The 25,613-nt window shown below is 55.9% G+C and carries 23 protein-coding genes and 1 other RNA gene; 7 read left to right on the top strand and 17 right to left on the bottom strand.

Features of this window, described 5'->3' with window-relative positions; all coding sequences use genetic code 11:
* Positions 1–63: 63 nt before the first annotated feature.
* Positions 64–723 carry a hemolysin III family protein gene (locus QLG21_RS17205; RefSeq protein WP_006178378.1) on the bottom strand — a complete coding sequence of 220 codons (660 nt, stop codon included), beginning with the start codon at positions 721–723 and terminating at the stop codon, positions 64–66.
* Positions 724–989: 266 nt separating this feature from the next.
* Here QLG21_RS17205 and QLG21_RS17200 point away from each other — a divergent pair, with 266 nt between their 5' ends.
* Together QLG21_RS17200 and QLG21_RS17195 are read left to right on the top strand one after the other, a co-directional pair.
* The gene (locus QLG21_RS17200) at positions 990–1,721 is read left to right on the top strand and encodes a MurR/RpiR family transcriptional regulator (RefSeq protein WP_101738561.1); all 732 of its coding nucleotides are present in this window, start codon (positions 990–992) and stop codon (positions 1,719–1,721) included.
* Positions 1,722–1,836: 115 nt separating this feature from the next.
* A complete protein-coding gene (locus QLG21_RS17195) occupies positions 1,837–3,270 on the top strand; it encodes a 6-phospho-beta-glucosidase (protein WP_058608594.1) in 1,434 nt (477 codons plus the stop codon).
* Positions 3,271–3,358: 88 nt separating this feature from the next.
* Here QLG21_RS17195 and QLG21_RS17190 read toward each other — a convergent pair whose 3' ends face one another.
* The 8 genes from QLG21_RS17190 to QLG21_RS17155 all read right to left on the bottom strand — a co-directional run bounded on the left by QLG21_RS17190 (position 3,359) and on the right by QLG21_RS17155 (position 13,428).
* The gene (locus QLG21_RS17190; protein WP_282484863.1) at positions 3,359–4,102 is read right to left on the bottom strand and encodes an SDR family oxidoreductase; all 744 of its coding nucleotides are present in this window, start codon (positions 4,100–4,102) and stop codon (positions 3,359–3,361) included.
* A 70-nt stretch (positions 4,103–4,172) separates the two neighbouring features.
* On the bottom strand, positions 4,173–7,046 hold the full coding sequence (gene gcvP / locus QLG21_RS17185) for an aminomethyl-transferring glycine dehydrogenase (protein WP_282484862.1): 2,874 nt from the start codon (positions 7,044–7,046) through the stop codon (positions 4,173–4,175).
* A gap of 124 nt (positions 7,047–7,170) precedes the next feature.
* Positions 7,171–7,560 carry a glycine cleavage system protein GcvH gene (gcvH, locus tag QLG21_RS17180; RefSeq protein WP_006178383.1) on the bottom strand — a complete coding sequence of 130 codons (390 nt, stop codon included), beginning with the start codon at positions 7,558–7,560 and terminating at the stop codon, positions 7,171–7,173.
* A 23-nt stretch (positions 7,561–7,583) separates the two neighbouring features.
* Complete coding sequence (gene gcvT / locus QLG21_RS17175; RefSeq protein ID WP_088208583.1) at positions 7,584–8,678, bottom strand: glycine cleavage system aminomethyltransferase GcvT; 1,095 nt, start codon at positions 8,676–8,678, stop codon at positions 7,584–7,586.
* 436 nt (positions 8,679–9,114) lie between these two features.
* Positions 9,115–10,317, bottom strand: coding sequence for an FAD-dependent 2-octaprenylphenol hydroxylase (gene ubiI / locus QLG21_RS17170; protein WP_282484861.1), 1,203 nt, complete (start codon positions 10,315–10,317; stop codon positions 9,115–9,117).
* A 12-nt stretch (positions 10,318–10,329) separates the two neighbouring features.
* The gene (gene ubiH, locus QLG21_RS17165) at positions 10,330–11,508 is read right to left on the bottom strand and encodes a 2-octaprenyl-6-methoxyphenyl hydroxylase (protein WP_282484860.1); all 1,179 of its coding nucleotides are present in this window, start codon (positions 11,506–11,508) and stop codon (positions 10,330–10,332) included.
* Positions 11,505–12,818 carry a Xaa-Pro aminopeptidase gene (gene pepP, locus QLG21_RS17160; RefSeq protein ID WP_282484886.1) on the bottom strand — a complete coding sequence of 438 codons (1,314 nt, stop codon included), beginning with the start codon at positions 12,816–12,818 and terminating at the stop codon, positions 11,505–11,507. Before pepP ends, ubiH begins: the two co-directional genes overlap by 4 nt.
* 31 nt (positions 12,819–12,849) lie before the next feature.
* The gene (locus QLG21_RS17155; RefSeq protein WP_072208719.1) at positions 12,850–13,428 is read right to left on the bottom strand and encodes a YecA family protein; all 579 of its coding nucleotides are present in this window, start codon (positions 13,426–13,428) and stop codon (positions 12,850–12,852) included.
* A 167-nt stretch (positions 13,429–13,595) separates the two neighbouring features.
* Here QLG21_RS17155 and zapA point away from each other — a divergent pair, with 167 nt between their 5' ends.
* The 3 genes from zapA (at position 13,596) to QLG21_RS17140 (ending at position 14,770) form a co-directional block, all read left to right on the top strand.
* Positions 13,596–13,925: a cell division protein ZapA gene (gene zapA, locus QLG21_RS17150; protein WP_006178390.1), complete on the top strand. Its 330-nt coding sequence runs from the start codon at positions 13,596–13,598 to the stop codon at positions 13,923–13,925.
* A 41-nt stretch (positions 13,926–13,966) separates the two neighbouring features.
* Positions 13,967–14,150, top strand: a non-coding RNA gene (gene ssrS, locus QLG21_RS17145) — 6S RNA.
* A 23-nt stretch (positions 14,151–14,173) separates the two neighbouring features.
* On the top strand, positions 14,174–14,770 hold the full coding sequence (locus QLG21_RS17140; RefSeq protein WP_282484859.1) for a 5-formyltetrahydrofolate cyclo-ligase: 597 nt from the start codon (positions 14,174–14,176) through the stop codon (positions 14,768–14,770).
* 101 nt (positions 14,771–14,871) lie between these two features.
* Here QLG21_RS17140 and serA read toward each other — a convergent pair whose 3' ends face one another.
* Both serA and rpiA read right to left on the bottom strand, forming a co-directional pair.
* Positions 14,872–16,104: a phosphoglycerate dehydrogenase gene (gene serA, locus QLG21_RS17135; protein ID WP_006178392.1), complete on the bottom strand. Its 1,233-nt coding sequence runs from the start codon at positions 16,102–16,104 to the stop codon at positions 14,872–14,874.
* Between the two features lie 266 nt (positions 16,105–16,370).
* Positions 16,371–17,030, bottom strand: coding sequence for a ribose-5-phosphate isomerase RpiA (gene rpiA, locus QLG21_RS17130; protein ID WP_101737021.1), 660 nt, complete (start codon positions 17,028–17,030; stop codon positions 16,371–16,373).
* A gap of 127 nt (positions 17,031–17,157) precedes the next feature.
* On the opposite strand from rpiA, the gene argP reads away from it, so the two are divergent.
* Positions 17,158–18,051, top strand: coding sequence for a DNA-binding transcriptional regulator ArgP (gene argP / locus QLG21_RS17125; RefSeq protein ID WP_006178395.1), 894 nt, complete (start codon positions 17,158–17,160; stop codon positions 18,049–18,051).
* A 48-nt stretch (positions 18,052–18,099) separates the two neighbouring features.
* Here the strand turns inward: argP and QLG21_RS17120 are convergent, their stop codons facing one another.
* Both QLG21_RS17120 and argO read right to left on the bottom strand, forming a co-directional pair.
* Positions 18,100–18,840, bottom strand: coding sequence for an oxidative stress defense protein (locus QLG21_RS17120; protein WP_006178396.1), 741 nt, complete (start codon positions 18,838–18,840; stop codon positions 18,100–18,102).
* Positions 18,841–18,932: 92 nt separating this feature from the next.
* Positions 18,933–19,568 (bottom strand): arginine exporter ArgO, encoded by a 636-nt coding sequence (gene argO, locus QLG21_RS17115; RefSeq protein ID WP_006178397.1) that lies wholly within the window; start codon positions 19,566–19,568, stop codon positions 18,933–18,935.
* Positions 19,569–19,772: 204 nt separating this feature from the next.
* Here argO and dctP point away from each other — a divergent pair, with 204 nt between their 5' ends.
* Positions 19,773–20,831, top strand: coding sequence for a TRAP transporter substrate-binding protein DctP (gene dctP, locus QLG21_RS17110; RefSeq protein WP_282484858.1), 1,059 nt, complete (start codon positions 19,773–19,775; stop codon positions 20,829–20,831).
* 47 nt (positions 20,832–20,878) lie between these two features.
* Here dctP and mscS read toward each other — a convergent pair whose 3' ends face one another.
* From mscS to epd, 4 genes are all read right to left on the bottom strand, one after another.
* Positions 20,879–21,733: a small-conductance mechanosensitive channel MscS gene (gene mscS, locus QLG21_RS17105; protein WP_006178399.1), complete on the bottom strand. Its 855-nt coding sequence runs from the start codon at positions 21,731–21,733 to the stop codon at positions 20,879–20,881.
* 186 nt (positions 21,734–21,919) lie between these two features.
* Entirely contained in the window at positions 21,920–22,999 is a 1,080-nt protein-coding gene (fbaA, locus tag QLG21_RS17100; protein ID WP_282484857.1) for a class II fructose-bisphosphate aldolase, read from the bottom strand.
* A 92-nt stretch (positions 23,000–23,091) separates the two neighbouring features.
* Positions 23,092–24,255: a phosphoglycerate kinase gene (pgk, locus tag QLG21_RS17095; RefSeq protein WP_006178402.1), complete on the bottom strand. Its 1,164-nt coding sequence runs from the start codon at positions 24,253–24,255 to the stop codon at positions 23,092–23,094.
* A gap of 49 nt (positions 24,256–24,304) precedes the next feature.
* Positions 24,305–25,324, bottom strand: a complete 1,020-nt coding sequence (gene epd / locus QLG21_RS17090; RefSeq protein WP_006178403.1) for an erythrose-4-phosphate dehydrogenase — start codon at positions 25,322–25,324, stop codon at positions 24,305–24,307.
* Between the last annotated feature and the right edge of the window lie 289 nt (positions 25,325–25,613).

Here is a 25,613-nt window from a genome sequence, read left to right as displayed (position 1 = left end):
CTGTGGTTTTGGTGTTCTCCCTCTCCCTGTGGGTGAGGGCAACCGCCCGGACGGTGTAAAAAACTACACCTGCCCGACATACAAATAGATCGCCAGGAAGTGACACACGCTGCCGCCCAGCACAAACCCGTGCCAGATTGCGTGGTTGTACGGAATACGCTTGCAGACGTAGAAAATCACACCCAGCGAGTAGACCACGCCGCCCACGGCCAGAAGCGTCACGCCCCCTACCGCCAGCTTGATCGCCAGCTGATACACCACAATCAGCGACAGCCAGCCCATCGTCAGATAGGTCACCAGCGACAGCACTTTAAACCGGTGCGCGATGGTCAGCTTGAACAGGATCCCCAGCAGCGCCAGGCTCCAGATAACAATCATCAGCCCGCGCGACAGCGGCGAGTTTAAGCCCACCAGCAGGAAAGGCGTGTACGTCCCTGCGATAAGCAGATAGATCGCGCAGTGGTCAAATTTCTTGAGCCAGGTTTTGGCGCGCTGATGCGGAACGGCGTGATACAGCGTCGAGGCCAGAAACAGCAGGATCATACTCCCGCCATACAGGCTGTAGCTGGTAATCGCCATCGCGCTGGCGTTGGTATCGACTGCCTGCACCAGCAGCAATACCAGTCCGACTATGCCAAACACCAGCCCGATGCCGTGGCTAATGCTGTTGGCTACTTCCTCAGCCAGTGAATATCCCTGTGCAATTGATGGTTTGCTCACCATAGGTAACTCCGGGAAAACGAAAGATGATTATTCATCGTGTAACCATGCTAACTGAGAATTTTTCCAGTGAACACCTGTTAGCTAAAATAAATGCACATTCCAGATTTATCTTTTAAAATCAGCGCAATGACAGATAATTTCACCTAACAGGTGTTCCATTTATCGGTAAGCTATTGATAATCAATACCATAAAAGTGCATGTCCTCTCAGGGCTGCATGGTATGATTCTCATAAGATGTCTGAATATGAGTTTTACCATAGTGAGCATGTTTACCCACTCCGCCATAGCCAGCCTCAATAATCTTGAGATGATGGTCTACAACTATGTCATCAAAAATCGTGACAAAGTGATGTACATGACCATCCGTGAACTGGCGGATGCAGCTGGCGTATCCACGACCACCATCCTGCGTTTTTGCCGCAAGCTTAACTGTGAAGGCTACTCGGAATTCCGTGTGCGCTTTAAGCTCTATCTGGAGCAGAACGAACCGCAGCAGGCCAATTTCGGTGCCAGTGAAATCATCAGTTTCTTTAAGAGCGTAAATAACGAAGAATTCGACACCCTGTTAGATAATGCCGTGGATATTATTCTGTCATCCGAGCGTATTATATTTGTCGGGGCAGGTACCTCTGGCTCGCTGGCTAAATATGGTGCTCGCTTCTTTTCTAATATTGGCAAATTCAGCAACCATATTGACGATCCTTATTTTCCGGTCACTAACGATATGGCAAAAAATGCCCTGGCAATCGTTCTGTCCGTTTCCGGCGAAACCGAGGAGATCCTCCGCTTTGCCAGCCAGTTCAGCCTGCACCGCTGTAAAGTGCTCTCCATCACCAGTCACGAACACTCCCGGCTGGCAAAGCTCGCCGACTTTAACCTTTCATGGCATGTGCCCCAGACGCGCATCGGCGGCGTGTACGATATCACCACGCAAATTCCGGTCATCTATATTCTGGAGTCGCTCGGGCGCAAACTGGCGAAGAAATTAACGCAATAAAACACCCTGTTTTTTCGCTGTGACAAATCACATTTTGCTGAAATTGTTATATCGTGACATTTAATTTCGCTTTGCTAGACTCGAATTCAGTTGTCATTTATTGAGAATAGCATCGATGAAAAAATTGACCTTACCGAAAGATTTTTTATGGGGCGGCGCGGTTGCCGCTCACCAGGTTGAAGGCGGCTGGAACAAAGGCGGCAAAGGGCCGAGCATTTGTGACGTTCTGACCGGGGGTGCCCACGGCGTGCCACGCGAAATCACCCAAGATGTGGTGGAAGGAAAATACTATCCAAACCATGAAGCCATCGACTTCCACGGCCACTACAAAGAAGACATCAAACTGTTCGCCGAGATGGGCTTCAAATGTTTCCGCACCTCCATTGCCTGGACGCGCATCTTCCCGAAAGGGGATGAAACCCAGCCGAATGAAGAAGGGCTGAAGTTCTACGATGACATGTTCGATGAGCTGCTGAAATACAACATTGAGCCGGTGATCACCCTCTCCCACTTTGAAATGCCGCTGCATCTGGTACAGGAATACGGCGGCTGGACCAACCGTAAAGTGGTCGATTTCTTTGTACGCTTCGCCGAAGTGGTGTTTGAGCGCTACAAAAATAAGGTCAAATACTGGATGACCTTCAACGAGATCAATAACCAGCGCAACTGGCGCGCGCCGCTGTTCGGCTACTGCTGCTCCGGCGTGGTCTATACCGAGCATGATAATCCGGAAGAGACCATGTACCAGGTGCTGCACCACCAGTTCGTGGCCAGCGCGCTGGCGGTGAAGGCAGCGCGACGTATTAACCCGGAAATGAAAGTCGGCTGTATGCTGGCGATGGTGGCGCTTTACCCGTTCTCATGCAAACCAGAGGACGTGATGTTTGCCCAGGAATCCATGCGCGAGCGCTATGTCTTTACCGACGTCCAGCTGCGCGGCTATTACCCGTCTTACGTGCTCAACGAGTGGGAACGCCGCGGGTTCTCCATCAACATGGAAGCTGGCGACGAGCAGATCCTGCGCGAAGGTACCTGTGACTATTTAGGTTTCAGCTACTACATGACCAACGCAGTGAAAGCGGAAGGCGGCACGGGCGATGCCATCTCAGGTTTTGAGGGCAGCGTACCGAACCCGCACGTCAAGGCGTCTGACTGGGGCTGGCAGATTGACCCGGTGGGCCTGCGCTACTCCCTGTGCGAACTGTACGAGCGCTACCAGAAGCCGCTGTTTATCGTGGAAAACGGCTTCGGCGCGTACGACAAGGTGGAAGAGGACGGCAGCATTAACGATGATTACCGTATCGACTACCTGCGCGCACACGTTGAAGAGATGATGAAGGCGGTCACTTACGACGGCGTCGACCTGATGGGTTACACCCCGTGGGGCTGCATCGACTGTGTCTCCTTCACCACCGGCCAGTACAGCAAACGCTACGGCTTTATCTACGTGAACAAGCACGACGACGGCACCGGCGATATGTCCCGTTCGCGTAAGAAGAGTTTTGAATGGTACAAAACCGTGATCGCCAGCAACGGCGAGCAACTTTAACGCCGTAACGCCGGGCGGCGCTACGCTTGCACCGGCCTACAAAACCTGCGAATCGTAGGCCGGGTAAGGCGAAGCCGCCACCCGGCGTTTATTTCCCGCCCGCCAGTTCAATAAAACTGCCCGTCACGTACGATGCCTTCTCGCTGAGCAGCCAGACAATCGCCTGCGCCACCTCTTCCGGCTGGCCGCCGCGCTGCATCGGCAGCATGGACTTGACCCGATCCACGCGTCCCGGCTCGCCGCCCGAGGCGTGAATATCGGTATAAATCAGGCCAGGGCGTACGCAGTTGACGCGAATGCCCTCTGCCGCCACCTCGAGCGATAAACCGGTGGTCAGCGAATCCACTGCCCCTTTGGAGGCCGCGTAATCCACATATTCACCCGGCGCGCCCAGACGTGAAGCTGCGGATGAAACATTCACTATCGCCCCGCCTTTGCCGCCATGTTTAAACGACATGCGTTTTACCGCTTCGCGACAGCAGAGAAAGTAGCCCGTCACGTTGGTGGCGAGCACGCGGTTGATGCGCTCGGCCGACAGGTTTTCGATGGTCGATTGTTCAAACAGTATGCCGGCGTTATTCACCAGCGCCATAAGCGGTTCGCCTTCGCGATCGATGCTGTCATACATGGCCAGCACCTGCGCTTCATCGCTGATGTCGGCGCGCACGGCAAAGGCTTTGCCGCCCGCCTCGACAATCTGATTGACCACGTCCGTCGCGGCCTTGATGTTGTGGTGAAAGTTCACCGCCACGGTGTAGCCCTCGCTTGCCAGCTGCAGCGCGGTGGCTTTACCAATCCCGCGGCTGGCGCCGGTAACCAGTGCAATTGCCATTGTCTTCTCCCAATAAAAAAGCCGGGTGGCGGCTTCGCCTTACCCGGCCTACGTTACTACAGCAACAGAATTACTGGTATTCGCTCATCGGCACGCAGGAGCAGAACAGGTTACGGTCGCCGTAGACATCATCAAGACGCTTCACGGTCGGCCAGTATTTGTTTGCCACGCCCGCCGGGAAGACCGCCAGCTCGCGGGAGTAACCGTGGTTCCACTCCGCCACCAGCTCGTGCTGGGTATGCGGCGCGTTGACCAGCGGGTTGTCGTCGAGCGTCCATTCGCCGTCCTGCACGCGATCGATCTCCATGCGGATGGCGAGCATCGCGTCGATGAAGCGGTCCAGCTCGGCTTTGCTTTCCGACTCCGTGGGTTCCACCATCAGCGTGCCCGCCACCGGGAAGGACATGGTCGGGGCGTGGAAACCGTAGTCGATCAAGCGTTTGGCGATATCCAGCTCGCTGATGCCCGTCGCGTCTTTCAGCGGACGAATATCAAGGATGCACTCGTGCGCCACGCGGCCATCACGGCCGGTATAGAGCACCGGGAAGGCAGATTTCAGGCGCGTGGCAATGTAGTTGGCGTTGAGGATCGCCACCTGGCTTGCCTGCTTCAGCCCTTCCGCGCCCATCATGCGGATATACATCCAGCTGATAGGCAGGATAGAGGCGCTGCCGAACGGTGCCGCAGAGACCGCGCCCTGTCGGGTCAGCATCCCTTCAATCTGGACCACGCTGTGGCCCGGCACAAACGGTGCCAGGTGCGCCTTCACGCCGATCGGTCCCATACCCGGGCCGCCACCGCCGTGCGGAATGCAGAAGGTTTTGTGCAGGTTCAGGTGCGACACGTCCGCGCCGATAAAGCCCGGCGAGGTAATGCCCACCTGGGCGTTCATGTTCGCGCCGTCGAGGTAGACCTGGCCACCGAACTGATGCACCACTTCGCACACCTCGCGGATGGTCTCTTCATACACGCCGTGGGTCGACGGGTAGGTCACCATGATGCAGGAAAGTTTCTCGCCCGCCTGTTCGGCTTTCGCCCGCAGGTCGGCGAGATCGATGTTGCCGTTTTTGTCACAGGCGACCACCACCACGTCCATACCTGCCATCTGAGCAGATGCCGGGTTGGTGCCGTGCGCGGAGCTTGGGATCAGGCAGATATCGCGATGCCCTTCGTTGCGGCTTTCGTGATAATGGCGAATCGCCAGCAGACCCGCGTATTCCCCCTGCGCGCCGGAGTTAGGCTGCATGCACAGCGCGTCGTAGCCGGTCAGCTTCACCAGCCAGTCGGAGAGCTGGTTGATCATCAGGTGATAGCCTTCCGCCTGCTCAGCCGGGCAGAACGGGTGCAGTTCAGAGAACTCAGGCCAGGTGATTGGGATCATCTCGGCCGCGGCGTTCAGCTTCATCGTGCAGGAGCCGAGTGGGATCATCGCCTGGTTCAGCGCCAGATCTTTGCGCTCCAGAGAGTGCATATAACGCATCATCTCGGTTTCGCTGTGATAACGGTTGAACACAGGATGCGTCAGGATAGCGTCATTGCGCAGCATGCTCTCCTGAATGGAGCGGCTGTCGTGCGCGACGTCTTTGTCCAGCGCGTCGATGTCCAGGCCGTGCGCATCGCCCAGCAGTACGTTAAACAGGTTAACAATATCATCACGGGTGGTGGTTTCATCCAGCGTAATGCCGACCGCGTTGTGGATATCGCTGCGCAGGTTGATTTCTGCAGCATCGGCACGCGCCAGCACCGCTGCTTTATCGGCGACGTCAACGCACAGGGTGTCGAAATAGTGGGCGTGGCGCAGCGTCAGGCCTTTCTGCTGCAGGCCGCAGGCCAGAATGTCGGCCAGACGGTGAATGCGGCTGGCAATGCGTTTCAGCCCTGCCGGGCCGTGGAAGACGGCATACAGGCTGGCGATATTGGCCAGCAGTACCTGTGAAGTACAGATGTTGGAGTTCGCTTTCTCGCGGCGAATGTGCTGCTCGCGGGTCTGCATCGCCATGCGCAGGGCGGTGTTACCGGCGGCATCTTTCGACACGCCGATAATGCGGCCAGGCATGGAACGTTTGAATTCATCTTTTGCAGCGAAGAAGGCTGCGTGCGGGCCGCCGTAGCCCATCGGCACGCCGAAACGCTGGGCAGAGCCAAAGACAATGTCTGCGCCCTGTTTGCCAGGCGCAGTCAACAGCACCAGCGCCATAAAATCAGCCGCGACGCTGACAATCACTTTGCGGGATTTCAGCTCGGCGATCAGCGCGCTGTAGTCATGCACTTCCCCGGTGGTGCCTACCTGCTGGAGCAGCACGCCAAAGACGTCCTGGTGATCCAGCACTTTATCGGCATCGTCGACAATCACGTCAAAACCGAAGGTTTCCGCACGGGTGCGCACCACGTCCAGCGTCTGCGGATGGACATCTGCCGCCACGAAGAAGCGGTTGGCATTCTTCAGCTTGCTCACGCGTTTAGCCATCGCCATCGCTTCGGCTGCGGCAGTGGCTTCATCCAGCAGAGAAGCGGAGGCAATGTCCAGTCCGGTCAGGTCCAGGGTTACCTGCTGGAAGTTCAGCAGCGCTTCCAGACGGCCCTGAGACACTTCCGGCTGATACGGGGTATAAGCGGTGTACCAGCCCGGGTTTTCCAGCATGTTGCGCAGGATAACCGGCGGTAACTGCACGTTGGTGTAGCCCATGCCAATATAAGACTTATAGCGCTTGTTGAGGCCGGCAATCGCCTTCAGCTCCGCCAGCGCGGCGAACTCCGTCGTGGACTCCCCCACCTGAGGCGGCGTGGCAAGCTGGATGTCTTTCGGCACGATCTGGCCGATCAGTGCGTTTAATGAATCCGCGCCAACCGTCTTCAGCATCTCCTGCTGTTGCTGAGCGTCCGGCCCAATGTGACGTTCAATGAAAGCGCCACGGTTTTCAAGCTGGCTTAAAGTCTGTGTCATGAGCGATGGTTCCTGAAACGTGCAGTGAATTTAAGTTCCCTCTCCCTTTGGGAGAGGGTTAGGGTGAGGGGAAAATGGGTACCCTCACCCCGGCCCTCTCCCAAAGGGAGAGGGAGAAAAACGGTTATTCGTCTTCCAGTAATGCTTCGTACGCGGTGGCATCCAGCAGCGCGGCTACCTGCGCTTCATCGCTGGCTTTGATCTTAAAGATCCAGCCGCCTTCATACGGCTCGCTGTTCACCAGCTCCGGCGAATCGCTCAGCGCGTCGTTCACGGCGACGATTTCACCGCTTACCGGGGCATAAATATCAGAGGCCGCTTTAACGGACTCCGCCACGGCGCAGTCGTCGCCTGCGCTCACGGTGGTGCCTACGTCGGGCAGATCAACAAACACCATATCGCCCAGCAGCTCTTGCGCATGCTCGGTGATCCCTACGGTGTAAGTGCCGTCCGCCTCTTTGCGCAGCCACTCGTGTTCTTTGCTGTATTTCAGTTCTGCTGGCACATTGCTCATAAAATTTCTCCTGATAAAAAGCGTTAAGCGACCGGCTTACCGGCGCGAACAAAAATCGGTTTGGTCACGTTGACCGGCATCTCGCGGTTGCGGATCTGCACCACCGCCGTGTTGCCAATGCCCGCCGGGACGCGCGCCAGGGCAATACTGTAGCCAAGCGTCGGGGAGAAGGACCCGCTGGTGATCACCCCCTCGCGGTGATTGCCGTCGGCATCGGTGAAGCGTACCGGCAGCTCGCCGCGCAGCACGCCCTTCTCGGTCATCACCAGGCCAACCAGTTGGTCGGTGCCCTTCTCGCGCTGCATCTCCAGCGCTTCACGGCCAATAAAGTCGCGGTCAGCCGGTTCCCAGGCAATGGTCCAGCCCATGTTAGCCGCCAGCGGCGACACGCCTTCGTCCATCTCCTGACCGTAGAGGTTCATACCGGCTTCCAGACGCAGCGTATCGCGCGCACCCAGGCCCGCAGGCTTCACGCCCGCCTCTACCAGCGCTTGCCAGAACCCTGCGGCTTTCTCATTCGGCATCGCAATTTCATAACCCGCTTCACCGGTATAGCCGGTGGTCGCAATGAACAGATCGCCCGCCTGCACGCCGAAGAACGGCTTCATGCCTTCGGTAGCGTGGCGCTGTTCATCGGTGAACAGCGTGGCGGCTTTCGCCTGCGCGTTCGGCCCCTGCACGGCGATCAGCGACAGATCGTCACGCACGGTGATGTCGATGGCGTAAGGTTCGGCGTGTTGGGAAATCCAGGAGAGGTCTTTTTCGCGGGTGGCGGAGTTTACAACGAGGCGGAAGAAATCTTCGGAGAAGTAATAGACGATTAGGTCATCAATCACGCCGCCGGAGGCATTAAGCATGCCGGTATAAAGCGCTTTGCCCGGCGTTTTTAGCTTCGCGACGTCGTTTGCCAGCAGATAACGCAAAAACTCCCGGGTGCGGCTGCCGCGCAGGTCGACAATGGTCATGTGGGATACGTCGAACATCCCGGCATCCGTGCGCACCGCGTGGTGCTCATCAATCTGCGAGCCGTAGTGCAGCGGCATCATCCAGCCATGGAAATCCACCATGCGTGCGCCGCATAACACGTGTTGTTCGTACAAAGGAGTCTGTTGAGCCATCTTTTCCTCGTTGAATAAGCAGGGCTGTCTTGCGTTTCACAGGCAACAACATTGCCACGAAACCCGGCGCCGACCTCCGTTTCAGACGCCGACGCAAACGTTCTCTTTTACCTGAACTTACCACCGAAACCGGCGGTTAACCATAAGGTAAAACGGGTCATCACATTAGCTTATGACCAAAAAACGCTAAAAAGCCTACAGAGTTATTCACTGGGAAAATGCGATTAAACCCGCATAAAATTAACAATGACCTAACAGTATTTAGCAGATGGTGATATTTCGTGCGGAAAAGCGGGCCGATTTTCCGTTCCGAAAAAAACGTAAGATTAGATTATCTAATGCGAAAAACGGCGTGAAATTAGATTATTTCAAACGAGGAGATTTTCCCGGCGTCAGCGCCGGGAAAATAAAGTGTGACGGGGGTCAAAATTAGCGTTTAGCGAAGCCAGTGAGGGAGATCGTTAAGGCCCATCGCCTGACGAAGAAGTTGAGGCTTAACGCCGGGAAGCGTGTCGGCGAGTTTCAGGCCAATGTCGCGCAGCAGTTTTTTCGCCGGGTTCGCCCCGGCAAACAGCTCGCGGAAGCCCTGCATTCCCGCCAGCATCATGGCCGCGCTGTGCTTACGGCTGCGCTCGTAGCGACGCAGATACATATGCTGACCAATATCCTTGCCTTCGCGGTGCAGACGGCGCAACTCTTCAACCAGCTCGGCCGCATCCATAAAGCCCAGGTTGACCCCCTGGCCGGCCAGCGGGTGAATGGTATGCGCTGCATCGCCAACCAGCGCCAGACGGTGCGCGGCAAACTGGCGGGCGTAACGGCCCGTAAGCGGGAAGACCTGACGCTCGCTTTCAAGCGAGCACAGTCCAAGGCGGTTATCAAACGCGATGCACAGCGCCTGGTTAAAGGCATCGGGCGTCGCGCCCTGCATCTTCTGGGCTTTTTCAGGCACCAGGGACCAGACAATCGAGCAGAGATGCGGATCGCTGAGCGGCAGGAAGGCCAGTATGCCGTCGTTATGGAAAATCTGACGCGCTACGCCGCCGTGCGGCTCGGTGGTGCGGATCGTGGCCACTAACGCATGGTGATGATAATCCCAGTATGTCAGCGGAATGTCAGCTTTATTGCGCAGCCAGGAGTTGGCGCCGTCGGCCCCGACCATCAGACGCGCGGTCAGCATATCGCCATTTTGCAGGGTGATAAACGCTTCGTTTTCACCCCACGCCACCTGCTGAAGCTGTGCGGGTGCAATCAGCGTAACGTCGCTACAGGCCTGCGCCTTTTGCCACAGCGCGTGGTGAACCACCGCGTTTTCGATGATATGGCCGAGATGGCTATAGCCCAGGCTTTCATCATCGAAAGTGATGTGACCAAAGCTGTCTTTGTCCCACACTTCCATACCGTGATAACAGCTGGCTCGCTGGGCCACAATATCTGACCAGACGCCAAGATGAGTCAGCAACTTCTCGCTCGCCGCATTAATGGCCGAGACGCGGAGTTCCGGCGGCGCATCCTGCGCGACGGGCTGAGGCTGATTTTGCTCAAGCACGGCCACACGCAGGCCGCTGCCCTGCAGTCCACAGGCCAGCGCCAGTCCAACCATTCCGCCGCCAACGATAGCGACATCAACATTTTGCACGGTGATAACTCCTTAACGCGCGACCCAACCAAGAGTCCGCTGCGCCAGCACGTCGCGTGCCGGAATGAACAATTCCATCGCCATCAGCCCGAGGTTACGACCCGCAACCAGCGGCCCCCAGCGATTAGCAAACAGGTGTACCAGGCCATCGGTGACGCCAATGGTCGCCTCTTTATCGGCCCGGCGGCGGTTTTGGTAATGGCTCAACACGGCATAGCCGCCGACGTCTTTTTGCTCAGACCATGCCTGCGTCAGCGATTCCGCCAGGCTCATGACGTCGCGCAGCCCCAGGTTGAAGCCCTGCCCCGCAATCGGATGCAGCGTCTGCGCGGCGTTGCCGACCAGCGCCACGCGATGCGAAATACACTGTGATGCGGTGGTTAACGATAGCGGATAAACCGTACGTTTGCCTGCATGCGTGATGCGTCCGAGTCGCCAGCCAAAGGCTTTTTGCAGCTCGTTGCAGAAACGGTCATCTGTCCAGCCGAGCACCTCGTCCGCCTTCTCCTGCGGATGGCACCACACCAGCGAGCAGCGCCCGTGCGACATCGGCAGCATCGCCAGCGGTCCGTGCTGCGTGAAGCGCTCGAACGCTCTGCCGTTGTGCGCACCCGCCGTGGAGACATTGGCAATCACGCCGACCTGCCCGTACGGCTCCTGCTGCCATTGCACGCCAAACCGGGTGGCAATGGCGGAGCGGGAGCCGTCCGCGGCCACCAGCACCTGGCCTTCAAGCGTGGTACCGTTCTCTAACGTCACGCTGACCGCCTCTTCACTGCGGCTCACGTTCGCCACGCGGGCCGGGCAGTGCAAGGTTACGCCCGGCGCGTCCTGCAACAGACGGAACAGCCGCAGCCCGACGTCGTGCAGTTCGACAACCTGGCCCAGAGCATCAATGCGGTAATCATGGGCATCCAGGGTTACAAACCCGGCGTGTCCGCGGTCGCTGACGTGAACGGTCTTGATCGCTGTCGCACACTCGGCGATAGCCTGCCAGATGCCAATGCGTGACAGTTGCTGACACGTCCCCTGCGCCAGCGCAATGGCTCGCGAATCAAACCCGGGGTGGTTCGTCGTCTGCGGCGCCACGGCCTCGACCAGATGCACCGGCAGCTGGCCCTGGGTCAAATGCGAAATGGCCAGCGCCAGCGTGGCGCCATTCATGCCTCCGCCAACGATAATCACGCTCATCCGCGTGCCGCCGCCATCAGCACCTCGATGTCGTCGGCATTTTTCACGACGCTCGCGGTCAGGTTTTCGTTGCCGGTTTCGGTGATGACGATGTCATCTTCTATACGAATGCCGATCCCACGGTATGCGTCTGGCACATCGGCATCCGGTGCGATATACAACCCCGGCTCGACGGTTAACACCATACCCGGCTCCAGCACGCGTGAACGATCCGGGCCGTATGCGCCGACATCATGAACGTCCAGCCCCAGCCAGTGGCTCAGGCCGTGCATAAAGTACGGACGATGGGCATTTTCGGTAATCAGTGTGTCCACGTCGCCTTTCAGAATGCCCAGCTTCACCAGGCCAGTAATCATGATGCGAACCACTTCCCCGGTGACCTCCTGAATAGAGGTCCCCGGACGGAACAGCGTCAGGGCGGTATTCAGTGATTCGAGCACGATATCGTAGATTTCGCGCTGCGCGGGCGAGAATTTGCCGTTCACCGGGAAGGTGCGTGTAATGTCTCCGGCATAGCCGAGGTATTCACACCCGGCGTCGATCAGCACCAGTTCACCGTCGCGCAGTTCGCTTTCGTTTTCGGTGTAATGCAGGATGCAGCCGTTTTCGCCGCCGCCCACGATGGTGTTATAGGACGGGAAGCGCGCGCCGTGACGGTTAAATTCGTGGTGAATTTCACCTTCGAGCTGATATTCAAACATCCCCGGACGGCATTTTTCCATCGCGCGGGTGTGCGCCAGCGCGCTGATTTCGCCGGCCCGACGCATCACGTTCAGCTCTTCTTCTGACTTAAACAGGCGCATCTCGTGCACCACCGGACGCCAGTCCGTCAGCGTGGCGGGCGCGGACAGGTTCTGACGCGCGCCCTTACGCAGCTTGTCCAGCGCGGTGAAGACGATCTCATCGGCGTAGGCGTATTCGCCCTGAGCATGGTAGAGCACGTCCAGACTGTTCAGCAGCTGGTAAAGCTGCTGGTTGATTTCGCTGAACGCCAGCGCACGGTCAACGCCCAGCTTCGCAGGCGCAGCCTCCTGGCCGAGGCGGCGACCAAACCAGACTTCTGCGGTCAGATCGCGCACGCGGTTAAAAATGACGCTGTGGTTGTGGGTGTCATTGCTTTTGATCAGCACCAGTACCGCTTCCGGCTCGTTAAACCCGGTGAAGTACCAGAAATCGCTGCTCTGGCGATAGGGGTATTCACTGTCGGCGCTGCGCGTCACTTCGGGCGCGGCAAAAATCAGCGCGGCGCTGCCCGGCTGCATCTTTGCCAGCAGCGCCTGACGACGGCGAGAATACTCTTGAGTAGACATAACCATGACACCCTCCTGTGCGTTGTTTTTCTTAATGTAAGGTTGGCTTGCGCACTTCCGGCGCGGTGGGCTGCGAGCGCGTGAAGTTGTCGTGGCACAGCAGTGACGCTACGCGAACGTATTCAATGATCTCTTCGAGGGACATCTCCAGCTCTTCCTGATCTTCGTCTTCTTCGTAGCCCAGCTGCGCAATATTACGCAGATCGTCGATGGCCTCACCCGCTTCGCCGGTCACTTTATCCAGTTTAGGTTGGGTTACGCCCAGCCCCAACAGATAGTGGTTGACCCAGCCCGCGAGCGCATCGGCGCGATCGAACACGCTGACATCGTCGCCTTCAGGCAGATAAAGCTGAAAAAGGAAGCCATCGTCTTCCAGTGAATCGCTGGTTGCCGCGTGCATTTTACGCAGCGCTTCCGCCAGCTCATGACCAAAGGCCAGCCCTTCGTTCGTCAGGTCGTGGATCAGCGGCTGCCATGAGCTGTCGCTGTTTCCGCCGCACAGTATGCCACTGATCAGACCGTGCATTTCGGCAGGGGTTAAACCGACTCCCTGCTGGTTCAGTAACTGGTTTAAATCCTTGTAACCAGGCATTTCGTTCTGTATAGACATACGCATTCGTCATCAAAGGGAGGATATTCATGATATGCTACCACTTTGGACCCTGGTGATACCAGAAAAGGGCTTGTATCTTCACATCAGGGTAGCTATAGTGTCGCCCCTTCGCAGCCCCCGGGGCAGTAAGCGAAGGCAGCGCAGTCAATCAGCAGGAAGGTGGCATGTCTGCACAACCCGTCGATCTCCAGATTTTTGGCCGTTCACTGCGAGTGAATTGTCCACCTGAACAAAGGGATGCCCTGAATCAGGCTGCGGACGATTTGAATCAGCGGTTGCAAGATCTCAAAGAACGCACTAGAGTCACAAATACTGAGCAGCTGGTCTTCATCGCCGCGTTGAACATCAGCTATGAACTGACTCAGGAAAAAACGAAGACCCGCGATTACGCGGCAAGCATGGAGCAGCGCATTAAAATGCTCCAGCAGACCATTGAACAGGCGTTGCTTGATCAGGGTCGCAATCCCGAAAGACCGGGACCAAAGTTTGAATAACACTTCTCAGTTGACTATGGTAGAGTAACTGTGAAGACAAAATTTCTCTGAGATGTTCGCAAGCGGGCCAGTCCCCTGAGCCGATATTTCATACCACAAGAATGTGGCGCTCCATGGTTGGTGAGCATGCTCGGTTCGTCCGAGAAGCCTTAAAACTATGACGACACATTCACCTTGAACCAAGGGTTCAAGGGTTACAGCCTGCGGCGGCATCTCGGAGATTCCCCCTCTCTTCTCTACCGACTACCATGACACAATTCCCTGAAGTACCCGCGTCTCGCCAGGCTATTCGTCAGCTTATCCGTCAATGTCGTCGTGCGTTAACCCCCGAACAACAAGCGTTTTTTGCCCAGCAGGCCGCCGCGCGTATGATGGCGTATCCCCCTGTTGTGATGGCGCATACGGTCGCGCTGTTTCTCTCTTTTGATGGCGAACTGGATACCCAACCGCTTATCGACCAGCTCTGGCGCGCCGGAAAGAAGGTTTACCTGCCTGTGCTACACCCATTCAGCAAGGGCAACCTGCTGTTTTTGCACTACCATCCGCGCAGCGAACTGGTGGTGAATCGTCTGAAAATTACCGAACCCAAACTCGACGTCCGCGATGTGCTGCCGCTGGCAGGTCTGGACGTGCTGATCACGCCGCTGGTGGCGTTTGATGAGCAGGGTCAGCGCCTGGGTATGGGCGGGGGATTTTATGACAGAACGCTGCAAAACTGGCAGCAGCATGGCTTTCAGCCGGTAGGGTATGCGCACGATTGTCAGGCTGTAGAGGCCTTGCCGGTAGAGAAATGGGATATCCCGTTGCCTGCGGTGGTGACGCCCGGCAAAACCTGGACCTGGTAGAATAAAGCCGGGTGGCGCTTACGCTTACCCGGCCTACATAACTCCCCGGATCTTCCAGGTCGGGTAAGCGTAAGCGCCACCCGACACCACAGCCCGCACTATCAGTACAGCAGACGCGCGCGGATCGTCCCCGGAATCGCCTTCATGCTCTGCAGTGCTTTCTCAGCGACATCTTCATCCGCTTCAATATCAATAACCACATAACCCATCTGCGAGTTAGTTTGCAGATACTGTGCGGCAATGTTCACGCCCTGCTCGGCGAAGATCTGGTTGATGGCAGTCAGCACGCCCGGACGGTTTTCATGGATGTGCAGCAGACGGCGGCCACCGTGCAGCGGTAGAGACACTTCCGGGAAGTTCACGGCGGAAAGCGTCGAACCGTTGTCAGAGTATTTGCTCAGCTTGCCCGCCACTTCCAGACCGATATTCTCCTGCGCTTCCTGGGTTGACCCGCCGATATGCGGCGTCAGGATCACGTTGTCGAATTCGCACAGCGGAGAGGTGAACGGATCGCTGTTGGTCGCAGGCTCGGTCGGGAAAACGTCGATGGCAGCGCCCGCCAGGTGTTTACGCTTCAGGGCATCCGCCAGCGCCGGAATATCCACTACGGTGCCGCGCGCGGCGTTGATCAGCAGGGAGCCCGGCTTCATCAGCGCCAGCTCTTCCGCCCCCATCATGTTTTTGGTTGACGCATTTTCCGGCACATGCAGGCTCACCACGTCGCTCATGTTAAGCAGATCGGACAGATGTTGTACCTGAGTAGCATTGCCGAGCGGCAGCTTGCTTTCGATATCATAGAAGAAGACGTGCATCCCCAGCGACTCAGCCAGAATCCCCAGCTGCGTGCCGATATGACCGTAGCCGATGATCCCGAGCTTCTTACCACGCGCTTCGAATGAGCCGGACGCCAGTTTGTTCCACACGCCACGGTGCGCTTTGGCGTTCGCTTCAGGGATACCGCGCAGCAACAGCAGCAGTTCACCAATGACCAGTTCCGCCACGGAACGGGTGTTGGAGAACGGGGCGTTAAAGACCGGAATACCGCGTCTGGCGGCCGCGTTTAAATCCACCTGGTTGGTACCGATGCAGAAACAGCCGATAGCCACCAGCTTTTCCGCCGCAGCAATAACGTCTTCAGTCAGGTGGGTACGGGATCGCAGGCCGATGAAATGGGCATCACGGATGGACGCTTTCAGCTCGTCGGTGTCGAGCGCCCCTTTGTGAAATTCGATATTGGTGTAGCCTGCCGCACGAAGACTATCGATGGCTTTCTGATGCACGCCCTCGACCAGCAGGAATTTAATCTTGTCTTTCTCCAGTGATACCTTTGCCATTTACCCGACCCTGTTTTTGTCTGAACTGATGTTGTGCTGGATATGCATCCGCTCCAGCCAACATATCAAAAAAAACTATTGCAGCAATATGAACGTTTGCGTCGGCACTCTGAAGAAAAGTCATACAGGGCAAAATGGCAGAGGAAAATGCTAAGGAAGATTGCGAAAGCGGCAGGATCGGCAAAACAGGCGTAAAAACGTGACACAAGTCACCGAATTTAGCGGTTCAAAATTTTTTTAGTGGGGGGAAGGCTCCCCCCGTCAGATCATTTTACGATGGTTTTCACGCCGTCAGCGGTTCCGATCAGCGCCACATCCGCGCCACGGTTGGCGAACAGCCCTACCGTCACCACGCCGGGAATGCCGTTGATGGCGTTTTCCAGCGCCACCGCATCGAGGATCTCCAGGCCGTGCACGTCGAGGATCACGTTGCCATTATCCGTCACCACGCCCTGACGATATTCCGGACGCCCCCCCAGCTTCACCAGCTCGCGCGCCACTGCGCTGCGTGCCATCGGGATCACTTCGACCGGCAGCGGGAAATTACCCAGAATATCGACCTGCTTGGACGCATCGGCAATGCAGATAAATTTGTCCGCAACGGAGGCAATGATCTTTTCACGCGTCAGCGCCGCGCCGCCGCCTTTGATCATCTGCATATGGCCGTTGATTTCATCCGCGCCGTCAACGTAGATGCCGAGACGGTCCACTTCGTTCAAATCAAAAACGGTAATACCAAGGCTTTTCAGCTTTTCCGTGGAAGCATCGGAGCTTGATACCGCGCCCTCGATCTGCCCTTTCATCGTGCCCAGGGCATCGATAAAGTGTGCCGCCGTTGACCCCGTACCAACACCCACAATGGTACCTGGCTGTACGTACTGGAGAGCGGCCCATCCTACTGCTTTTTTCAGTTCATCCTGCGTCATGATCGTTTTGCCTGTGGTGTGAAAACTCAGGCCGCATTATAGAACACGCGGAATGGATTTCGTCTGTCACGAGGGGAAAATTGTGTCATAGTGCAGAATAAGTAAAATTCAGGAGTATTGACCCGCAATGAAACGTCCGGATTACAGAACATTACAGGCCCTTGATGCCGTCATTCGCGAACGTGGTTTTGAACGCGCGGCGCAAAAGCTGTGCATCACCCAATCCGCCGTGTCACAGCGTATCAAACAGCTTGAAAACATGTTCGGACAACCCCTGCTGGTGCGTACCGTGCCACCACGTCCGACCGAGCAGGGCCAAAAGCTGCTCGCCCTGCTGCGCCAGGTTGAGCTGCTGGAAGATGAATGGCTGGGTGATGAACAGACCGGTTCCACGCCGCTGCTGCTGTCGCTGGCGGTGAACGCCGACAGCCTGGCAACCTGGCTGCTGCCTGCCCTTGCGCCGGTGCTGGCCGACTCCCCTATCCGACTCAACTTGCAGGTAGAAGATGAAACCCGCACCCAGGAGCGTTTGCGTCGCGGTGAAGTGGTCGGCGCGGTCAGTATTCAGCCTCAGGCGTTGCCAAGCTGTCTGGTCGATCAGCTGGGTGCGCTGGACTACCTGTTTGTTGGCTCAAAAGCCTTTGCCGAACGCTACTTCCCGAACGGCGTAACGCGCGCCGCGCTGCTGAAAGCGCCCGCCGTGGCGTTCGACCATCTCGACGATATGCATCAGGCCTTCTTGCAGCAAAACTTCGACCTGCCGCCGGGCAGCGTGCCGTGCCACATCGTGAACTCGTCGGAGGCCTTTGTGCAGCTTGCGCGTCAGGGAACCACCTGCTGCATGATCCCGCATTTGCAGATTGAGAGAGAGTTGAAAAGCGGTGAGCTGATTGATTTGACGCCGGGGCTGTATCAGCGCCGGATGCTCTATTGGCACCGTTTTGCACCGGAAAGCCGCATGATGCGCAACGTCACCGACGCGCTGCTGGCATTTGGTCACAAGGTGTTGAGACAGGATTAATCGCCTGAATTCCCTCTCCCTGTGGGAGAGGGTTAGGATGAGGGCAAATTACTGCGCCTTAGCCGCCTCAGTTTGCTGAGTCTGCGTTGGCTCCAGCTGGAACACCACATCAACCTGATCGTCGAACTGGATCGTCGGCTGTTCGTACGTTTCCTGCGCGGATACCGGTGCGGCATCGGCCTTCATCATACGCACCATCGGGCTTGGCTGGTAGTTAGAGACGTGGTAGCGCACGCTATACACCGGGCCGAGTTTGCCTTTGAAGCCGGACGCCAGCTGCTGCGCCTGGTGGATGGCGTCATCAATAGCGGCTTTACGCGCTTCGTCTTTGTATTTTTCCGGTTGCGCAACGCCCAGAGAGACGGAACGGATTTCGTTCAGCCCCGCTTTCAGCGCGCCGTCCAGCAGCGAGTTCAGCTTATCCAGCTGGCGCAGGGTGACTTCCACCGTACGCACGGCGCGGTAGCCTTTCAGAATGCTTTTACCGTTCTGGTAGTCATAATCCGGCTGGGTGCGCAGGTTCGCGGAGTTGATATCTTTTTTCGCCACGCCGTTCTGCTCCAGGAAGGAGAGATATTGCGCAACGCGATCGTCCGCCTGCTTCTTCGCGGACGCGGCATCTTTTGCCGCGACGTTCACTTCAATCGCCAGGGTTGCAACATCCGGTACCGCATCCACGCTTGCGGTGCCTGACGTGACGATGTGCGGACCCGCAGGCAGTTCATTCGCCTGCGCCGAAACCGCACCTAAACTCACTAACGCCGCCAGGGCTATCACGTTAAACTTCACTGTTATTCCTCCATGTTGCGAAGAGTGCCCTAACAACAGGGCTCATGCCAGCAAGCTTAGCGGGTCTTATTCAGATGTCCATAAGACAACGCTTAGTTGAACAATGCCTGAACATGGTGAACGCCCTCTTTCGCCAGCTGGAACGCGATAAACCACATCACCAGCCCGACCAGCGTATTAATGATGCGCTGGGCTTTTGCCGTACGCAGCCTCGGTGCCAGCCACGCAGCCAGAATGGCGAGGCCAAAGAACCACAGGAATGACGCGCTCACGGTTCCCAGCGCAAACCAGCGCTTAGGCTCCACATCGAGTTGTCCGCCAAGGCTACCCAGCACCACAAAGGTATCGAGGTAAACGTGGGGGTTCAGCCACGTCACGGCCAGCATGGTGGCAATAATTTTCCAGCGCCCCTGCTTCATCACCTCGGCGCTGGCGAGTTCCAGATTACTGCTCATCGCCGTTTTCAGCGCCCCAAACCCATACCAGAGCAGGAATGCGACGCCGCCCCAGGTCACCAGCGCCAGCAGCCATGGTGACTGCATCAGCAGTGCGCTACCGCCAAAAATACCGGCACAGATCAGCAGCAGGTCGCTCACCGCGCACAGCAGGGCAATCATCAGATGATACTGGCGGCGAATGCCCTGGTTCATGACAAACGCATTTTGCGGGCCGAGAGGAAGGATCATCGCTGCGCCTAGCGCAAGCCCTTGAAAATAGTAAGATAACATTGCATAACTCTCATCAGATTTTCTCTATGTGCAGACTATACTGCGAGCGCGCCATTAGCGAAAATTGATAATTTTAATGATTAATTAGAATAATTAATAAAACCCTGTGAAGGGTGCAATATTCAGATTTTATCAAGTCCCCTGCTCCATTAACCGGCGTATCCTTATGCGCTCCCTGACTCATTAAACTTCTCCTGGAAAACTATGAAGCATCAAGGCCTTGCAGCGTTCGTCTATGCCACATTCGCGCTGTTATCTGCCTTTCCGGCCACCGCGAGCGCGGAAAAGATCCTGCGGTACACTGACCACGAACCGTACGGCAATATGCGCACTCAATTTATAAAACAGGTTTTCTTTCGTGAGATCGAAAAAGAGTCGCAAGGCCGCCTGAAAATTGATGCCCACTGGAATGGCCAAATTTCAAGTAGTTACAATGCGCTAAGGACGCTGGGTCAAGGTAAAGAAGCTGACATCGGCATTGTCGTGCCCGAATATACGGCTGAAAAACTTCCGCTGCATCAGATATTTAAAAGCTTCCCGCTGGGGCCAGATAACGGTGATGCACAGGTGACGTTCTTTCATCGCGTCTTCGGGCAACATCCACAGTTTGCCCAGGAACTGGAGCGAAATAACCTGGTTAATTTGCAGTTCTTCCTGGGTTATCCGGTAGGTTTTTTTACGCGTCAGCCAGGTGTGAAGTTAAGTCAGTTAGAGGGAACAACGTGGCGAACCGCCAGCTTCTGGCATCAGTCATTTTTACGCAACGCTGGCGCAACCACCATGGCAATGCCCTGGAACGACAACATTACCGACGCGTTGCGCGCCGGACAGTTGAACGGGCTGATGGTCAACCTCGACAGCGGGTATGACATTCATGCTCAGCGCGAGGCACCTTATATCTACTCTTCCCCAGCGCTCTGGCTTGGACATGTCTATCTTCTGGTGATGAATAAAGACACCTGGAACGCCATGTCCGGGCAGGATCGAGAGGCTATTTATCGCGCGGCTAACATCACAGAGAAACAGCTCGGCGCGACCCTGGACAAGGGGCTGGCATCTCTGACCGCTATGCTGGAAAAGGAAGGCGCTCAGTTTCATCTTCTTAGCCGTGGCGAGCTGGAGAAATGGCAGAGAGTGACTCAGTATCAAGCAGTACAACGTGAGTGGGTGATTCAGCAGGAAAGAAAAGGTAATGCGGACGCGGGCACATTGATGCGCGAGGTAAGCCAGCTTCTGGAGGAAAGCGCGCGCAAACAGCCATAAAGCACAACGCCCGCTTTTCCGGCGGGCGTTGACTGAATCGACACGCGTTATTCGGCTTCTTTTACGCGTTTGAAGTTCACGTCCATCTGCGGATACGGGAAGCTGATGCCGTTGGCGTCAAAATCACGTTTGATGCGCTCAAGCACGTCCCAGTAAACGTTCTGCAGATCGCTGCTCTTGCTCCAGATACGCACCACGAAGTTAATTGACGATGCGCCCAGCTCGTTCAGGCGTACGGTCATTTCGCGATCTTTCAGGATACGTTCGTCAGACTCGATAATATCGGTGATGAGCTTTTTAACCAGCTCGGTATCGGAATCGTAACCCACGCCAATCACCAGTTCATTGCGGCGAACCGGCTCACGGGAGAAGTTGGTGATGTTCCCGTCGATGACTTTCTTGTTCGGCACAATAACGATTTTACCGTCCGCCGAACGCAGCGTGGTGGAGAAAATCTGCACGTTCAGCACAGTGCCCGCCGTGCCGCCCAGATCGACATATTCACCCGCGCGGAACGGACGGAAGGTGACCAGCAGAACGCCAGCCGCCAGGTTAGCGAGCGAGCCCTGAAGCGCCAGACCAACGGCCAGACCGGCGGCACCCAGCACGGCAATGACGGAGGCGGTCTGAACGCCAACCCGGCCTAATGCCGCAATGAGAGTAAACGCGATAATGCCATAGCGCACCAGCGCTGACAGGAAATCAGCAACCGTGGCGTCAATGTGGCGAGTGAGCATGACGCGATTGATGGCCCGGGAAACGGTACGGGCAACAATCATCCCCACGACAATAATGGCAATTGCCGCCGCAATATTCACGGCGTAGCTAATGAGCAGCGCCTGATTACGCACCAGCCAGGAGCCAGCGTTATTGATGCTATCTACAACACCGAGATCTTCCATTTATCTTTCCTTATGCTCTTATAAACAACAAAAACCATCCCATAGCGAGACAGGCAGGTCAGTAAAGGGTAAACAAAAAGTACGCGTATTGCCAAGCAGATCACAAAAACAGGTATTGCAGGATATTGAAAAACCATAAAAAAAGGCCCGCGATTGCGGGCCTTATAACGCTTTCAGCAGTTCAAATTACAGAACGTCAACCGCGTTCAGTTCTTTGAATGCCTGCTCCAGACGCGTAATCATTGAAGTCTGTGCAGCACGCAGCCATACGCGTGGATCGTAGTATTTCTTGTTCGGCTGGTCTTCGCCTTTCGGGTTGCCCAGCTGGCCCTGCAGGTAAGCTTCGTTAGCTTTGTAGTAGCCCAGGATACCGTCCCATGTTGCCCACTGGGTATCGGTATCGATGTTCATTTTCACTACGCCGTAGCTGACGGAGTCTTTGATTTCCTGAGCAGAAGAACCGGAACCGCCGTGGAAGACGAAGTTCAGGCTGTTGTGCGGCAGGTTGTGTTTCTTGGACACGTATTCCTGAGAATCACGCAGGATAGTTGGCGTCAGAACCACGTTACCTGGTTTGTAAACGCCGTGTACGTTACCGAAGGACGCTGCAATGGTGAAGCGTGGGCTGATTTTGCTCAGCTCGGTGTACGCGTAATCAACGTCTTCTGGCTGGGTGTACAGGGCAGAAGCGTCCATGTGGCTGTTGTCCACGCCGTCTTCTTCGCCACCGGTGCAACCCAGTTCGATTTCCAGGGTCATATCCATTTTGGACATGCGCGCCAGGTATTTAGAGCAGATTTCGATGTTTTCGTGCAGTGACTCTTCAGACAGGTCGATCATGTGAGAAGAGAACAGTGGCTTACCGGTCGCGGCGAAGTGTTTTTCACCCGCGTCCAGCAGACCGTCGATCCACGGCAGCAGTTTCTTCGCGCAGTGGTCAGTGTGCAGGATAACTGGAACACCGTAGTGCTCAGCCATCTGGTGTACGTGATGTGCGCCAGAGATAGCACCCAGGATTGCAGCACCCTGAGGAATGTCAGTTTTCACTCCTTTACCTGCGATGAACGCAGCACCACCGTTAGAGAACTGAACGATAACCGGTGCTTTTACTTTAGCAGCGGTTTCCAGTACGGCGTTGATAGAGTCGGTACCGACGCAGTTAACTGCTGGCAGAGCAAAGTTGTTTTCTTTAGCTACCTGGAACACTTTCTGTACGTCATCACCAGTGATAACGCCAGGTTTTACGAAATCAAAAATTTTAGACATGTTGCTTAGTCCTGTATCTTCGGCCGTTAGAAAAGGTGCGTGCTCTTATAAGCGCGCTGAAAATTGGGCAGGTTTCCCTGCCCTTGAATGGCTTACTGCTTAGCGCGCTCTTCGAGCATTGCTACTGCTGGCAGAACTTTGCCTTCCACGAATTCGAGGAATGCGCCGCCACCAGTGGAGATGTAGGAAATTTTGTCAGCGATACCGAACAGGTCGATTGCTGCCAGGGTGTCACCACCGCCTGCGATAGAGAACGCTTCGCTGTCTGCGATAGCATTAGCAACGATTTCAGTCCCTTTACGGAAGTTCGGGAATTCGAACACGCCAACTGGACCGTTCCACAGGATGGTTTTTGCGTTTTTCAGGATTTCAGCCAGTTTCTGTGCAGAAACGTCGCCCAGGTCCAGAATCTGCTCGTCATCTTTGATGTCGTTGACAGATTTCAGGGTCGCGGTTGCGGTTTCGGAGAACTCGGTCGCCACGCGAACGTCAGTTGGAACCGGGATATCACAGGTAGTCAGCAGGCGTTTCGCTTCGTCAACCAGGTCTGCTTCGTACAGGGATTTACCCACGTTGTGGCCCTGAGCCGCTACGAAGGTGTTGGCGATACCGCCACCGACGATCAGCTGGTCAGCGATTTTGGACAGAGAATCCAGAACGGTCAGTTTGGTGGAGACTTTAGAACCACCGACGATAGCCACCATCGGACGTGCTGGCTCTTTCAGTGCTTTACCCAGCGCTTCCAGTTCGTCAGCCAGCAGTGGACCTGCACAAGCTACGTCTGCGAATTTACCGATACCGTGGGTAGAAGCCTGAGCGCGGTGCGCCGTACCGAATGCATCCATCACGAATACGTCACACAGCGCAGCGTATTTTTTGGACAGCGTTTCGTCGTCTTTCTTCTCGCCTTTGTTGAAGCGAACGTTTTCCAGAACAACCAGTTCACCGGCAGCAACTTCTACGCCGTCCAGGTAATCTTTTACCAGGCGAACCGGGCTGGACAGTTTGTCTTTGAGGTAATTAACAACTGGCAGCAGGGAGAACTCTTCGTTGTACTCGCCTTCAGTTGGACGACCCAGGTGGGAGGTGACCATCACTTTTGCACCTTGTTTCAGTGCCAGTTCGATGGTTGGCAGAGAAGCACGGATACGCGCATCGCTGGTCACTTTACCATCTTTAACCGGTACGTTCAGATCGGCACGGATGAAAACGCGTTTACCTGCCAGATCCAGATCGGTCATCTTAATTACAGACATGGTGAATCCTCTCGTTGATTCTTAAAGTTTTGCAAGCGCAACGTGCGCTCTACCTGAAACCTTTCGCGGCCATTGCTAACGTGGTGTCGAGCATCCGGTTAGCAAAGCCCCATTCGTTGTCACACCAGACCAGCGTCTTGATAAGGTGTGCACCACTGACTCGCGTTTGTGTGCCATCAACAATGGCACTGTGCGGGTCATGGTTAAAATCTACTGAGACCAACGGTAATTCCGTATAGTCAACTATACCATGAAATGAACCCTGTGCCGCTTTTTGCAGCAACAGGTTGACTTCACAGGCTTTTACCGGTTTTTTCACCGTCACGCTGAGGTCGATTGCGGTCACGTTAATGGTGGGAACACGCACGGCAATCGCTTCAAAACGGTCGTTAAACTGCGGGAAAATTCGGGTGATCCCGGCCGCCAGCTTGGTATCAACCGGAATGATGGACTGGCTCGCCGCACGGGTGCGCCGCAAATCCGGGTGATACGCGTCGATAACCTGCTGATCGTGCATAGCGGAGTGGATCGTGGTCACGGTACCGGACTCAATGCCATACGCATCGTCTAACAGTTTAATGACCGGAATAATGCAGTTGGTGGTACAGGAGGCGTTGGAGACAATGCGGTGTTCGGCCTGCAGTTCGTGCTGGTTGACGCCGAAAACGACAGTGGCATCGAGGTCGTGACTGCCGGGATGGGAAAACAGCACCTTTTTCGCGCCGGCGTTCAGATGTGCTTCACCGTGCTCACGGTTGCCGTACACGCCGGTACAGTCCAGCACGACGTCCACTCCCAACTCGCGCCAGGGTAGCGACTCAAGAGCAGGCTCGTGCAGCACGCGAATAACATCGTCGCCGACAAACAGCTGCTCCCTCTCCTGGCGAACGTCCCAGGCAAAGCGCCCATGGCTGGTGTCGTATTTCAATAAATGCGCCATGCCCGCAGCATCCGCCAGTTCATTGATTGCCACCACGGTGATTTCCGCACGACGCCCGGATTCATATAAAGCACGAACCACGTTACGTCCAATGCGACCGAAGCCATTAATCGCTACGCGTACGGTCATAGATCTCCTGCAAAGCTATCCCTGGGTTTGAGGTGGCTGAAAGAGTAATCCAGCTACGTTCTGAGGGGAATCCTTGCCTGTCACAAACTGCGATTGATTGGTCATTTGTCGAACATTTAATCGACTGAAACGCTTCAGCAAGAATAAGCGAAACGGGGAATAAAAGGAACTTTTGCCCAGCGGAATAAGCGAGCTATATGACTTGGGTCACATTTCTGATGGAATAATGCCTGAAAAAAAGCCGGGTGGCGCGCTAGCGCTTACCCGGCCTACTTTAGTGCCATTTGTA

The organism is Enterobacter sp. V87_3 (genome assembly GCF_029967835.1).
In the GTDB taxonomy this organism is placed as follows: domain Bacteria; phylum Pseudomonadota; class Gammaproteobacteria; order Enterobacterales; family Enterobacteriaceae; genus Enterobacter; species Enterobacter cancerogenus.
The sequence above is the reverse complement of the archived record's forward strand: the minus strand, read 5'-3'. Positions and strand labels throughout refer to the sequence as shown.